Annotated in this window: 13 protein-coding genes; 7 read left to right on the top strand and 6 right to left on the bottom strand. The window is 72.4% G+C overall.

The annotated features are described in order from the left end of the window. The 3 genes from CCN44_RS09895 to CCN44_RS09885 all read right to left on the bottom strand — a co-directional run. The coding region (locus CCN44_RS09895; protein WP_086697393.1) for a hypothetical protein at positions 1–631 on the bottom strand (631 nt) is incomplete at its 3' end. Between the two features lie 139 nt (positions 632–770). Then, on the bottom strand, positions 771–1064 hold the full coding sequence (locus tag CCN44_RS09890; RefSeq protein WP_086697392.1) for an MTH1187 family thiamine-binding protein: 294 nt from the start codon (positions 1062–1064) through the stop codon (positions 771–773). Beyond that, a complete protein-coding gene (locus CCN44_RS09885) occupies positions 1061–1411 on the bottom strand; it encodes a DUF3817 domain-containing protein (RefSeq protein WP_059252642.1) in 351 nt (116 codons plus the stop codon). The genes CCN44_RS09890 and CCN44_RS09885 overlap by 4 nt, the downstream gene beginning before the upstream one ends. A 178-nt stretch (positions 1412–1589) precedes the next feature. Here CCN44_RS09885 and CCN44_RS09880 point away from each other — a divergent pair, with 178 nt between their 5' ends. The 4 genes from CCN44_RS09880 to CCN44_RS09865 all read left to right on the top strand — a co-directional run bounded on the left by CCN44_RS09880 (position 1590) and on the right by CCN44_RS09865 (position 4249). Then, a complete protein-coding gene (locus CCN44_RS09880; protein ID WP_059255239.1) occupies positions 1590–2222 on the top strand; it encodes an AIM24 family protein in 633 nt (210 codons plus the stop codon). A gap of 1 nt (position 2223) precedes the next feature. Further along, on the top strand, positions 2224–2874 hold the full coding sequence (locus CCN44_RS09875) for an AIM24 family protein (protein WP_059252641.1): 651 nt from the start codon (positions 2224–2226) through the stop codon (positions 2872–2874). Continuing rightward, positions 2871–3680, top strand: a complete 810-nt coding sequence (locus CCN44_RS09870; RefSeq protein WP_059252640.1) for an AIM24 family protein — start codon at positions 2871–2873, stop codon at positions 3678–3680. Before CCN44_RS09875 ends, CCN44_RS09870 begins: the two co-directional genes overlap by 4 nt. Before the next feature lie 92 nt (positions 3681–3772). Then, positions 3773–4249 (top strand): MarR family winged helix-turn-helix transcriptional regulator, encoded by a 477-nt coding sequence (locus tag CCN44_RS09865; RefSeq protein WP_059252639.1) that lies wholly within the window; start codon positions 3773–3775, stop codon positions 4247–4249. A 69-nt stretch (positions 4250–4318) separates the two neighbouring features. Here CCN44_RS09865 and CCN44_RS09860 read toward each other — a convergent pair whose 3' ends face one another. The 3 genes from CCN44_RS09860 to CCN44_RS09850 form a co-directional block, all read right to left on the bottom strand. Beyond that, a complete protein-coding gene (locus tag CCN44_RS09860; RefSeq protein ID WP_237481708.1) occupies positions 4319–5542 on the bottom strand; it encodes an MFS transporter in 1224 nt (407 codons plus the stop codon). 133 nt (positions 5543–5675) lie between these two features. Continuing rightward, positions 5676–6632 carry a methylmalonyl Co-A mutase-associated GTPase MeaB gene (meaB, locus tag CCN44_RS09855; protein WP_059252637.1) on the bottom strand — a complete coding sequence of 319 codons (957 nt, stop codon included), beginning with the start codon at positions 6630–6632 and terminating at the stop codon, positions 5676–5678. Positions 6633–6681: 49 nt separating this feature from the next. Next, the gene (locus CCN44_RS09850; RefSeq protein WP_059252636.1) at positions 6682–7881 is read right to left on the bottom strand and encodes an acetyl-CoA C-acetyltransferase; all 1200 of its coding nucleotides are present in this window, start codon (positions 7879–7881) and stop codon (positions 6682–6684) included. 149 nt (positions 7882–8030) lie between these two features. Here CCN44_RS09850 and mce point away from each other — a divergent pair, with 149 nt between their 5' ends. From mce to CCN44_RS09835, 3 genes are all read left to right on the top strand, one after another. Next, the gene (mce, locus tag CCN44_RS09845; RefSeq protein ID WP_059252635.1) at positions 8031–8471 is read left to right on the top strand and encodes a methylmalonyl-CoA epimerase; all 441 of its coding nucleotides are present in this window, start codon (positions 8031–8033) and stop codon (positions 8469–8471) included. Positions 8472–8676: 205 nt separating this feature from the next. Beyond that, positions 8677–12777: a polarized growth protein Scy gene (gene scy, locus CCN44_RS09840; RefSeq protein ID WP_059252634.1), complete on the top strand. Its 4101-nt coding sequence runs from the start codon at positions 8677–8679 to the stop codon at positions 12775–12777. 187 nt (positions 12778–12964) lie between these two features. Then, positions 12965–13644, top strand: a 680-nt coding sequence (locus CCN44_RS09835) for a coiled-coil domain-containing protein (RefSeq protein ID WP_086697391.1), incomplete at its 3' end; no start/stop codon positions are given.

The raw sequence follows: 13644 nt of genomic DNA, 5'->3' as shown, positions 1-13644 counted from the left end.
CGCCGATCACCAGCAGCAGCGGGCAGAGGTAGGCCGTGGCGTCGGCGAGGGGGCCGAGCAGGCCGGGGAGGGAGCCGCCGACGAGTCCGGTCAGGCAGCCGGCGAGCACGAGCGCGCGGACCGCCAGCTCGGCCAGCCAGTTGGCCAGGGCCCGCTCGGGGGTGATCCCCCGCTCCAGCCAGAGCCGGAGCCGGTCGAAGGACCAGGCGGTGGCCCAGCCCATCAGGGGGCGGAACAGCAGGCGGTCGGCGAGGGCGCCGAGGGGTCCCCAGCGGGGGCGGTAGTCGTAGCCGGTGAGGAAGCGGACGCCGTGGGCGTCGGGGACGTATCGCCAGTAGCCGCTGCCCTCGGCGATCAGGGACAGGGGGTGCGGGGAGGCGAAGCGCAGGGCGGAGGTGCGGGTGCCGTCGGGGCGCTCCTTCTCGCCGGCGGCGACGCCGGTGCCGGAGACCGTGAGGAACGGCAGCACGCGGGTGGCGTACCGGAACCGCTGCGGTGCGCCCTCCGCGCGCGGGAGGTAGGCGATCTCGGTGAAGCGCAGGTCCCAGCGCTGGTGCCGGGCCGGGTCCTGGGTGCGGGCCCACAGCTCGTCGAGGTCGGCGCGGATGTGTGTCTCTATGTACAGCCCCATGTGATCCCCCGGTCAGCATGGTGATTGAGCGAGTGCTCAAATCATCTGCCGCCGAACGTACACCCTTTTGAGCGACCGCTCAAAGTCGGGGGACGGGAAAACCCCGGCCCTGAGGACCGGGGTTTCGCCGGGGGACGCGCTACTGGGCGAGGTGCCGCTCGATGGTCTCCACCTTCGAGGCGAGTCCGTCCGTCACCCCGGGCCGGAGGTCGGCCTTGAGGACGAGCGAGACGCGCGGGGCGCGCGCCTCGACGGCGGCGACGGCCCGCTTGACGACGTCCATGATCTCGTCCCACTCGCCCTCGATCGACGTGAACATCGCGTCGGTGCGGTGGGGCAGGCCGGACTCGCGGACCACGCGCACGGCGTCGGCGACGTACTCCCCCACGTCCTCGCCCACACCGAGGGGCGTCACGGAGAAGGCGACGATCATGCGTTCACGACTCCTTCCTTGCGGGCGCGAGCGGCGATGACGGCGTCCTCGGCCTCACGGCGCAGCTTGCGCTCGATGATGAAGCCGCCGCCGGGGATGATCGAGTAGGCGAAGTACAGGGCGGCCTTGCCCGCGTTCCACTTGGCGCGGTTCCAGGCGTCCGCCCAGAAGAGCACGTAGAGGACGAACAGCACGCCGTGGATCGGACCCAGCACAGGGGCGACGTCGACGCCGGAGGCGACGGTGTACTTGATGACGGTGCAGGCTGCCAGAACGATCCAGGAGATGCCCTCCGGCACGGAGATCAGTCGGAGGCGGCGGATGGCGGAGGCTGTCTTGAGGTCCACGGGTCACCTTCGGTGGGAGGGTCGCTGAGGGCGCGTTCGCGTGATCAGCTTGTGAACTGAAGCACAAGCGTCCCGGCCATTGTGGCAAACGGCGCCCGTAGGGGTGCGCTCAGGGCCGGTATCCACCGACAGGCCCTGTTCCGTCCACCCGCGGCGCCGCTACGTTCGCTTCGTGGCGATGTTCCGACTCCAAGGGAGCAAGGTGCTCGCCGTCGACATGACCGGGGACGCCGTCAAGGCGAAGAACGGCTCGATGGTCGCGTACGACGGGCAGATGACCTTCAAGAAGCTGAGCGGTGGCGGCGAGGGGCTGCGCGGGATGGTGACCCGGCGGCTCACCGGCGAGCAGATGACGGTGATGGAGGTGAAGGGGCACGGGACGTGCTGGTTCGCGGACCGGGCGTCCGAGATCAACCTGGTCAGACTCCAGGGCGACAAGCTGTACGTCGAGGCGGGCAACCTGCTGGCGACGGACGCGGGGCTGCGGACGGGCACGACGTTCACGGGGCTGCGCGGGGCCTCGCAGGGCAACGGCCTGTTCACGACGACGGTGGAGGGACACGGCCAGGCGGCGATCGTCTCCGACGGGCCGGCGGTCGTCCTGCGGGTCAGCCCGCAGTACCCGCTGATCGTCGATCCGGGCGCCTACGTGGCCCACCAGGGCGACGTCCGGCAGACCTTCCAGTCCGGTGTGACCTTCCGCACCCTCGTCGGCGAGGGCGGCGGCGAGGCGTTCCAGATCCGCTTCGAGGGCGACGGACTGGTGTACGTGCAGCCGAGCGAGCGGAACACGATCGCGGGGGACGTGTGAGATGACCTTCCGAGAGATCAACTCCAAGATGGTCGAGGCGACCGTGGCGCCGGGGCAGCGGCTGTTCAGCCAGCGCGGGGCGATGCTCGCCTACCGGGGCGAGGTGTCCTTCACCCCCAACGTCCAGAGCGGCCAGGGCGGCCTGATGTCCATGATCGGGCGCCGGGTGGCCGGCGAGGCGGCCCCGCTGATGACCGTGGAGGGCAGCGGCACGGTCTTCTTCGGGCACGGCGGCCACCACGTCCATGTGATCACCCTCTCCGGCGACACCCTCTGCGTCGAGGCCGACCGGCTGCTCGCCTTCGAGGGCACACTGCGGCAGGGCACGATGTTCCTGGGCGCGCAGGGCGGGGTCATGGGCCTGGTGCGGGGGCAGGTGACCGGGCAGGGCCTGTTCACCACGACCCTCCAGGGGCACGGCGCGGTGGCGGTGATGGCGCACGGCGGCGTCTTCGAGATCCCGGTCACCCCGCAGCGCCCGGTCCATGTCGACCCCCAGGCCTACGTCGCCCACCACGGCGAGGTCCGCAACAAGCTGTCCACCGCGCTCGGCTGGCGCGAGATGGTGGGCCGGGGCTCCGGCGAGGCCTTCCAGCTGGAACTGAGCGGCCACGGCACGGTCTACGTCCAGGCCTCGGAGGAGAAGCTGTGAGCACCTACGGAACTCCGGGCGCCGGGCCGGTCGTGTACGACCCGGTGACGCTGCCCGCCGACGACAACGTGAACGGCTACACCTTCTGCGTCGAGCTGAGGGACGGGCAGTGGTTCCTGCAGAAGGGGAAGATGATCGCCTACTACGGGGCGATCGAGTTCAACGGCATCGGGCACGGGCGACTCGACCGACTTGTCCGTACGTCCTTCCATTCGCCACTGCACGCGAGCGACTGGGTCGTGGCGGCGGGCTCCGGCAAGATGCTGCTGGCCGACCGGGCCTTCGACGTCAACTCCTACGATCTGGACGACGGGAACTTGACCATTCGCGCGGGCAATCTGCTCGCTTTTCAGCCAAGTCTCGCACTGAAACAATCGATCGTGCCGGGTTTTCTGACCCTTATCGGAACCGGAAAGTTTGTGGCCGCATCTAACGGTCCGGTGGTGTTCATGGAACCTCCGATCCGGGTCGACCCGCAGGCGCTCGTCGGGTGGGCCGACTGCCCGTCCCCGTGCCATCACTACGACCATGGGTACATGGCGGGTGTACTGGGCGGTCTACGTGCGATGACAGGCCTCGGCGGGGCCTCCGGCGAGGAGCACCAGTTCGAGTTCGTGGGCGCCGGGACGGTCCTGCTGCAGTCGACGGAGACCCTCATGGACGAGGTGGCGACGGGGTCGGTTCCGCCCGAACCGGGGGTCCCCGGAGGTGGCGGAACGGCACCGGGCGGACACGGTCCGCAATCGTCGGGCGCACCGCGCCTTCCCGGACAGCTGGGGGACCTCCAGCGTCGCTTCGGGCTGTGAGCGGTAGTCTGCGGAGTGTGACGTCGAACGCGTGCGCACTGTCACACCACCCGAAGTAGTTCGTCATTCAACTTCTTAGGTAGACTTCATTCATGGAGACCGAGACGGCCACGCGCTGGCTGACCGATGCGGAGCAGTGCGCCTGGCGCACCCACCTGGAGGTCAACAGGCTGTTGACGTACCAGCTCGAAAAGGATCTGCAACCGTTCGGCCTGACAATGAACGACTACGAGATCCTCGTGAACCTGTCCGAGTCGGAAGACGTGCGGATGCGGATGAGCGACCTCGCCTCCGCCACCCTGCAGTCCAAGAGCCGGCTCTCGCACCAGATCACGCGTATGGAGAACGCCAACCTGGTGCGCCGCGAGAACTGCGAGTCGGACCGGCGGGGCCTGTACGCCGTGCTCACGGAGCACGGCATGGAGACGATGCAGAAGGTCGCGCCGCACCACGTCGCGTCGGTCCGGCGGCACTTCATCGACCTGCTGTCGCCGGACGCGCTGATGGAGCTGGACAAGGCGCTCAAGCCGATCGCCGAGCACCTGAGGGGGCAGCGGGGGCGTCCCTGAGCCGGGCTCCCGGCCCGGGGTGCGGCAGCAGGGCGGGGGTGGGCCGCGCGGCCCGGCGCCGGAGATTCCTCAGGCGCGCGAGGAGCAGCGCGACCGGCCACGACGGGCCCGCACCCCGCGGCGGCGGCACGCCACCACCACGGCGGGCGCCACGGCCACCCCGCCCGCCAGGGCGAAGCACACCTCCAGCGGAAGCCGGCCGATCAGCAGCCCCGCCGCCAGCGCTCCGGCCGAGCTTCCCGCGTTCACCCCGGCGTTCACCCACGCCCCGGCCCGGGTGCGGGAATCCGCCGCCGCCGTCTCGTCGGCCAGCAGGTACGCCGTCGTCAGCGCCGGGGCGATGAAGGCGCCCGTGAGGGCCATCACCCCGGCGAGGGTCCACAGGCCCGGGGCGAGGCCCGCCGTCGCGAGCACCAGGCCGAGGGCCGCCGCGAACCCGCACAGCCGGGTCCGGGCGGTCGTACGCCACCGCACCGCCCCGCCCGCCAGTCCGCCCAGCGCGCTGCCCGCCGAGAGCGCGCCCAGCACCCAGGGGACCAGGGCGGTGTCGTAGCCGCGTTCCGTGGCGAAGGCCATCACCAGCAGGTCGGCGGAGCTGAGGGCCAGCCCCACGCCCAGGGCGACCGCGACCGGAGACAGCAGTCCCGGGACCGGGGCCGTCCGCTGCCTCCGGGACGTGGGGCGGGGGCCGGTCATCGCCGGGGAGGCGACGAAGGCGCAGGTGCCGGCCGCGTTCAGGGCCGCGCTCAGCAGGATGCCGGCGGCCGGCGGGGCGACGGCCATGAGCCCGCCGATCAGGGCCGGGCCGGAGACGTACAGCAGTTCCTCGGCGACGCCGTCCAGGCTGTAGGCGCGCTGCAACAGGTCCCGGTCCGCGACCAGTTCGGACCACAGGGCGCGCATCGTCGGGCCGAGCGGGGGCGCGCAGCCGCCCGCGAGAGCCGCCGTGAGACCGATCGCGGCGGCCGGCGCGCCCGGACGCCAGGTCAGGGCCGCCAGGACGGTCAGCAGGGCGCCGTACAGCGCCGACATGGGCAGCAGGGCCCGGCGCGGGCCGTGGGAGTCGATCAGGGCGGCCCGCACGGGCATCAGGAGGACCGTCGTGGCGCCGAAGAGGGACAGCACGGTCCCGGAGACGGCCCAGGACCCGGTGGCCCGGCCGACGGACAGCAGCAGGGCCAGGGAGACGGTGCCGTAGGACAGACGGGCCGTCAGGGCGGCGGTGAAGGTGCGGCGGGCCTGCGGGACGCGCAGGACGGCGGCGTACGAGGGCCGCGAAACGTGCGTGGACACGCGGGAGTTCCTCCGGGGAGGCGGGAGAGGGGACACCGAGGGGCGCGGTGGCCGTCACAGTGGCCCCGCGATCCCGGGTGTGCTCTACGCCAAGGAGAGGAACATGCCGGTCAAGGTAGCACCGCCGGCGGCCTCAGCCCTGCGTCAGGCCCTCGACCAGGTCGTCCGCCGCGCGGTACGGGTCGAGTTCGCCGGCGACGATCCGCTCGGCGAGGGCGCTGAGGCGGCGGTCGCCGTGCAGGTCGCCGATGCGTTCGCGCAGCGCGGTGACGGCGATGGTCTCCACCTCGCGGGCCGCGCGGGCCTTGCGGCGCTCGGCGAGGACCCCGCGCTCCTCCATCCAGGCCCGGTGCTTCTCCAGGGCCTCCACGACCTCGTCGACGCCCTCCGCGCGGGCCGCGACGGTCTTCACGATCGGCGGGCGCCAGTCGCCGGGGCCGCGGGCCTCGCCGAGCCCCAGCATGTGGTTCAGCTCGCGGGCGGTCGCGTCGGCGCCGTCCCGGTCGGCCTTGTTGACGACGTAGACGTCGCCGATCTCCAGGATCCCGGCCTTCGCCGCCTGGATGCCGTCGCCCATGCCGGGGGCCAGCAGCACGACGGAGGTGTCCGCCTGGGAGGCGATCTCCACCTCCGACTGGCCGACGCCGACCGTCTCGACCAGGATCACGTCGCAGCCGGCCGCGTCCAGCACCCGGATGGCCTGCGGGGCCGCCCAGGCCAGGCCGCCGAGGTGGCCGCGGGTCGCCATCGAGCGGATGTAGACACCGGGGTCGGAGGCGTGTTCCGACATCCGCACCCGGTCGCCGAGCAGGGCGCCGCCGGAGAACGGGGACGAGGGGTCGACGGCCAGGACGCCGACCCGCCTGCCCTGCTTGCGGTACGCGGTGACCAGCGCGGAGGTCGAGGTGGACTTGCCGACGCCGGGCGAGCCGGTCAGGCCCACGACGTAGGCGTTGCCGGTCAGCGGGGCCAGTGCCGCCATCACCTCCCGCAGCTGCGGGGACGCCCCCTCCACCAGGGAGATCAGCCGGGCCACGGCCCGCGGCCGGCCTTCCCTGGCCTGGGCCACCAGAGAGGAGACGTCCTGCATCACAGCTCCGTTCACTTCACCGACGTAACCCTGACGAGACCCGCGGGGCTCAGGCCTTCGGTACCCGCACGATCAGCGCGTCACCCTGGCCGCCGCCACCGCACAGCGCCGCCGCGCCGACACCGCCGCCGCGCCGCTTCAGCTCCAGCGCCAAGTGGAGCACGAGCCGGGCGCCGGACATGCCGATCGGGTGGCCCAGCGCGATGGCGCCGCCGTTGACGTTCACCTTTTCCGTGGACACGCCGAGGTCCTTCATTGACTGCACGGCGACGGCGGCGAAGGCCTCGTTGATCTCGATGAGGTCCAGGTCGGAGACCTCCAGGCCCTCCTTCTTCAGGGCGTGCAGGATGGCGTTGGACGGCTGGGACTGCAGGGAGTTGTCCGGGCCGGCCACGTTGCCGTGCGCGCCGATCTCGGCGAGCCAGGTCAGGCCCAGCTCCTGGGCCTTCGCCTTGCTCATCACGACGACCGCGGCGGCGCCGTCGGAGATCTGCGAGGAGGATCCGGCGGTGATCGTGCCGTCCTTGGTGAAGGCCGGGCGCAGCTTGGCCAGGGACTCCACGGTGGTGTCGCCGCGGATGCCCTCGTCCTTGCTGAAGAGCACCGGGTCGCCCTTGCGCTGCGGGATCTCCACCGGGGTGATCTCGGCCTCGAACAGGCCGTTCTTCTGGGCTGCGGCGGCCCGCTGGTGGGACAGGGCGGCGATCTCGTCCTGCTCGGGGCGCTTGATGCCGAGGCGGGTGTTGTGCTTCTCGGTGGACTCGCCCATCGGGATGTTCTCCCACGGGTCGGTCAGGCCGTCGTAGGCCATCGCGTCGAGCATCTGGACCGCGCCGTACTTGTAGCCCTCGCGGGTCTTCGGCAGCAGGTGCGGGGCGTTGGTCATGGACTCCTGGCCGCCCGCCACGACGATGTCGAACTCACCCGCCCGGATCAGCTGGTCGGCGAGGGCGATGGCGTCGAGGCCGGAGAGGCACACCTTGTTGACGGTGAGCGCCGGGACGCTCATCGGGATGCCGGCCTTGACGGCGGCCTGGCGGGCCGGGATCTGGCCCGCGCCGGCCTGCAGGACCTGGCCCATGATCACGTACTGCACCTGGTCGCCGCCGATCCCCGCACGGTCGAGGGCGGCCTTGATCGCGAAGCCGCCGAGGTCGGCTGCGGAGAAGGACTTCAGGGAGCCCAGCAGCCGCCCCATGGGCGTCCGGGCGCCCGCGACGATCACCGAGCTGGTCGTTCCAGAAGACATGAGGTGCGATCCCCTTCCAGCTGCGCAGAGCCGAGGAGTGAACGAGGGTTTACTTCGAATGTACTGAGCGGTTGGACATGGCGTCACCGGCCTGTCGGTGTGATCGCGCGCACGTTGCGTAACCACCCCGGGAGCGCTGCACTGATTCCATGCTGACGCGAATCGACCACATCGGGATCGCCTGCCACGACCTCGACGCGACCGTCGAGTTCTACCGGGCCACGTACGGCTTCGAGGTGTTCCACACCGAGGTCAACGAGGAACAGGGCGTGCGCGAGGCCATGCTCAAGATCAACGAGACCTCGGACGGCGGCGCCTCCTACCTCCAGCTGCTGGAGCCGATCCGCGAGGACTCCACGGTCGCCAAGTGGCTCGCGAAGAACGGGGAGGGCGTGCACCACATCGCCTTCGGCACGGCGGACGTGGACGCCGACTCCGAGGAGATCCGGGGCAAGGGCGTACGGGTGCTCTACGAGCAGCCACGGCGCGGCTCCATGGGGTCGCGGATCACCTTCCTGCACCCCAAGGACTGCCATGGTGTTCTGACAGAACTGGTCACTTCGGCCCCTGTTGAGTCACCTGAGCACTGACCCCCGTACATAAGGGCCGGTAGGGTTGGGGGCGGTCGTCCCGTCAACCGGGTCGACCGCATGCCGGGGTCCGGGTTTCGGGGGACGTGCGTCGGGGCAGCAGCCCGTGCTCCGCCGTTGATCTGACACCATTCCCCGGGGGCCCCGTTCGGCGGAGGACGAGGCTCGTTGGAGAAGCTGACCAGGGGACGGATGGGACCGCGCAGTGCGGGGCTACGAGAGCCAGGAGCGAGAGCCGGCGGCTGACGTCGACCACCTCTCTCGGTTCGAGGCCGAGATGAAGCGGCTGAGGACCGAGCGGGAGAAGGCGATCCAGCACGCCGAGGACCTCGGCTACCAGGTCGAGGTGCTGCGCGCCAAGCTGCACGAGGCGCGGCGCACCCTCATGACCCGGCCCGCCTACGACGCGGGTGACATCGGCTACCAGGCCGAGCAGTTGCTCCGCAACGCCCAGATGCAGGCCGAGCAGCTGCGCCAGGACGCCGAACGGGAGCTGAGCCAGGCCCGCGCGCAGACCCAGCGCATCCTCCAGGAGCACGCCGAGCAGGCCGCCCGGCTCCAGGCCGAGCTGCACCAGGAGGCGGTGACCCGGCGCCAGCAGCTCGACCAGGAGCTGGCCGAGCGCAGGGCCACCGTCGAGTCGCACGTCAACGAGAACGTGGCCTGGGCCGAGCAGCTGCGCGCCCGCACCGAGCAGCAGGCCCGCCGGCTGCTCGACGAGTCCCGCGCGGAGGCCGAGCAGGCGATGGCCGCCGCCCGCGCGGAGGCCGAACGGCTGACCCGTCAGGCCCGGGAACGGCTGCAGAGCGAGGCCGAGGCCGCCCGCGCGGAGGCCGAGCAGATCCTGCGCCGGGCCCGCGCGGACGCCGAGCGGCTGCTGAACGCCGCCTCCACGCAGGCGCAGGAGGCCACCGAGCACGCCGAGCAGCTGCGTACGGCGACCGTCACCGAGTCGGACACCGCCCGCCGCCAGGCCGCCGAGCTGAGCCGGGCCGCCGAGGAGCGGATGGCCGCGGCCGAGGAGGCGCTGCGCAAGGCGCAGGCCGAGGCCGAGAAGGTGGTCACCGAGGCGAAGGAGGCCGCCGCCAAGGCCCTGGCGAGCGCCGAGGCCGCCAACGAGACGCGCACGCGCACCGCCAAGGAGCAGGTCGCCCGGCTGGTCGAGGAGGCCACCAAGGAGGCCGAGCAGACCAAGTCCGAGGCCGAGCAGCTGGTCGCCGACGCCCGGGCCGAGGCCGAGAAGATCGTCGCCGAGGCCGCCGAGAAGGCCCGCTCGATCACCGCCGAGGAGACCGCCACCCAGCTGTCCAAGGCGGCCAAGACCGCCGAGGACGTCCTCAACAAGGCGTCCGAGGACGCCCAGAAGACCACCCGGGCCGCCGCCGAGGAGGCCGAGCGCATCCGCAAGGAGGCCGAGGCCGAGGCGGACCGGCTGCGCGCCGAGGCGCACGACATCGCCGAGCAGCTCAAGGGCGCGGCGAAGGACGACACCAAGGAGTACCGCGCCAAGACGGTCGAGCTGCAGGAGGAGGCCCGCCGGCTGCGCGGCGAGGCCGAGCAGCTGCGCGCCGACGCGGTCGCCGAGGGCGAGTCGATCCGCGCCGAGGCCCGCCGCGAGGCGGTGGCGCAGATCGAGGAGGCGGCCAAGTCCGCCGAGGAGCTGCTGGCCAAGGCCAAGGCGGACGCCGACGAGCTGCGGCAGACCGCGACCGCGGACAGCGAGAAGGTCCGCACCGAGGCCATCGAGCGGGCCACGAGCCTGCGCCGGCAGGCCGAGGAGACCCTGGAGCGCACCCGCAAGGAGGCCGAGCGGCTGCGCGCCGAGGCCGCCGAGCAGGCCGAGACGGTCCGGTCGGACGCCGAGAAGGCCGCCCGGGAGCTGCGCGAGGAGACCGAGAAGGCCGTCGAGGCCCGCCGCACCGAGGCCGCCGAGGAACTGAGCCGTCTTCAGACGGAGGCGCAGGAGCGGCTGGCGTCGGCCGAGCAGGCGCTGGCCGACGCCCGCGAGGAGGCCGCCCGGATCCGCCGGGAGGCCGCCGAGGAGACCGAGCGGCTGCGCGCGGACTCCGCCGAGCGGATCCGTACGCTCCAGCAGCAGGCCGAGGCCGAGGCCGAGCGGCTGCGCACCGAGGCCGCGTCCGACGCGTCCGCGTCCCGCGCCGAGGGCGAGGCCATCGCCGTACGGCTGCGTTCGGAGGCCGCCGCCGAGGCCGAGCGGCTCAAGGCGGAGGCCCAGGACACCGCCGACCGGGTGCGCGCCGAGGCGCAGGCCGCCGCCGAGCGGCTGGGCACCGAGGCGTCCGAGACGCTGGCCGCCGCCCAGGAGGAGGCCGCCCGGCGCCGCCGCGAGGCCGAGGAACTGCTCGGCGCCGCCCGCGAGGAGGCCGACCAGGAGCGGCAGCGGGCCCGTGAGCAGAGCGAGGAGCTGCTGGCCTCGGCGCGCAAGCGCGTGGAGGAGGCGCAGGCCGAGGCGACCCGGCTGGTGGAGGAGGCCGACCGGCGGGCCACGGAGATGGTGGCCGCCGCCGAGCAGCACGCACAGCAGGTGCGGGACTCCGTCGCCGGGCTGCACGAGCAGGCGCAGGAGGAGATCGCCGGGCTGCGCTCGGCCGCCGAGCACGCGGCCGACCGGACGAAGCGGGAGGCCGAGGAGGAGGCGGACCGGGTCCGCGCCGACGCCTACGCCGAGCGGGAGCGGGCGAGCGAGGACGCCTCCCGGATCCGCCGCGAGGCGAACGAGGAGTCGGAGGCCGCCAAGGCGCTGGCCGAGCGGACGATGGCGGAGGCCATCGCGGAGGCCGAGCGGCTGCGCGCGGACGCCGGCGAGTACGCCCAGCGGGTGCGCACCGAGGCGTCGGACGCGCTCGCCGAGGCCGACCAGGCGGCGGCCCGCACCCGGGCGGACGCCCGCGAGGACGCCAACCGCATCCGCTCCGACGCCGCCACCCAGGCCGACACCCTCATCACCGAGGCCCGCAACGAAGCCGAACGGCTCCAGACGGAGACCGTGGCCGAGGCCGACCGGGTGCGCGCGGAGGCGCTCGCCGAGGCGGAGCGGCTCCAGAGCGAGACCGCCGCCGAGGCCGAGCGGATCCGGACGGAGGCGTCGCAGACGCTCACCGAGGCCACCGAGGCGGCGGCCCGCACCCGGGCCGACGCCCGCGAGGACGCCAACCGCATCCGCTCCGACGCCGCCACCCAGGCCGACACCCTCATCACCGAGGCCCGCAACGAAGCCGAACGGCTCCAGACGGAGACCGTCGCGGAGGCCGAGCGGATCGGCGCGGAGGCCGTCGCGAACGCCGAGCAGCTGCTCGCGGAGGCCACCGACGAGGCCGAGCGGCTGCGTGCCGAGGCCGCCGAGACCGTCGGTTCCGCCCAGCAGCACGCCGAGCGGGTGCGGGCGGACGCCGAGCGGCTCAAGGCGGACGCGGAGGCGGAGGCCGAACGGCTCGTCAGCTCCGCGCGCCAGGAGGCGGAGCGGACTCTGGACGAGGCCCGCAAGGACGCCAACAAGCGGCGTTCGGAGGCGGCCGAGCAGGTCGACAAGCTCATCACGGAGACCACGGCCGAGGCCGACAAGCTGCTCACCGAGGCACAGCAGCAGGCGCTGAAGACCACGGCGGACGCCGAGTCGCAGGCCGACACGATGGTCGGCGCGGCCCGCAGCGAGGCCGAGCGGATCGTCTCCGAGGCGACCATCGAGGGCAACTCGCTGGTGGAGAAGGCCCGGACGGACGCGGACGAGCTGCTGGTCGGCGCCCGCCGGGACGCCACCGCGATCCGGCAGCGCGCGGAGGAGCTGCGCGACCGCATCACCACCGAGATCGAGGAGCTGCACGAGCGGGCCCGCCGCGAGGCCGCCGAGACGATGAAGTCCACCGGTGACCGCTGCGACGCGCTCATCAAGGCCGCCGAGGAGCAGCTGGCGAAGGCCGAGGCGAAGGCCAAGGAGCTGGTCTCGGACGCCAACTCCGAGGCGGGCAAGGTGCGGATCGCCGCGGTGAAGAAGGCGGAGGGGCTGCTCAAGGAGGCCGAGCAGAAGAAGGCCAGGCTGATCAAGGAGGCCGAGGAGCTGAAGGCGGAGGCGATCCGCGAGGCCCGGCGCACGGTCGAGGAGGGCAAGCGGGAGCTGGAGATCCTGGTGCGCCGGCGCGAGGACATCAACGCCGAGATCTCCCGGGTCCAGGACGTGCTGGAGGCGCTGGAGTCCTTCGAGGCGCCCGCGGCCGGCAAGGACGGCGGGGTCAAGGCGGGCGCCACGGTGGGCGCCCCCCGTTCGGGTGGCAAGTCGTCAGAGAACTAGCGGAAGAGGTACGTTCCGGTGTCTTCTGGGGTCTTTGCCCGACTCCTTGGCAAGCCGTCCGACGGTCAGCCACCCAAAAGAGGTGCCATTCTCCAGATCAAAACCGTATCCGCTCGATGACACACCGCTTCGGCCCCTAGGATTCCCCTTATCACCTCACTCACCGGTCTCATTCGACAGGAACCCCATGAGCGACACTTCCCCCTACGGCTTCGAGCTTGTGCGGCGTGGATACGACCGCGCTCAGGTGGACGAACGTATCTCCAAGCTCGTCTCCGACCGTGACAGCGCTCTCGCCCGCATCACCGCCCTGGAGAAGCGCATCGAGGAGCTGCACCTCGAGACGCAGAACGCCCAGGCCCAGATCACGGATGCCGAGCCGTCGTACGCGGGTCTCGGCGCGCGGGTCGAGAAGATCCTGCGGCTGGCCGAGGAAGAGGCCAAGGAGCTGCGTGAGGAGGCCCGGCGCGCGGCCGAGCAGCACCGTGACCTCGCCGAGTCGGCGGCCCAGCAGGTGCGCAACGACGCCGAGGCGTACGCGGCCGAGCGCAAGGCCAAGGCCGAGGACGAGGGCGTCCGGATCGTCGAGAAGGCCAAGGCGGACGCGGCCCAGCTGCGCGCCGAGGCGCAGAAGGACGCGCAGTCCAAGCGCGAGGAGGCGGACGCCCTCTTCGAGGAGACCCGCGCCAAGGCCGCGCAGGCCGCCGCGGACTTCGAGACCAACCTGGCCAAGCGCCGCGAGCAGTCCGAGCGCGATCTGGCCTCGCGTCAGCAGAAGGCCGAGAAGCGCCTCGCCGAGATCGAGCACCGGGCCGAGCAGCTGCGCCTGGAGGCGGAGAAGCTGCGCACCGACGCCGAGCGCCGCGC

Source organism: Streptomyces tricolor, from assembly GCF_002155905.1.
GTDB classification, from domain to species: domain Bacteria; phylum Actinomycetota; class Actinomycetes; order Streptomycetales; family Streptomycetaceae; genus Streptomyces; species Streptomyces tricolor.
This window is presented reverse-complemented; position numbering and strand designations above follow the sequence as displayed.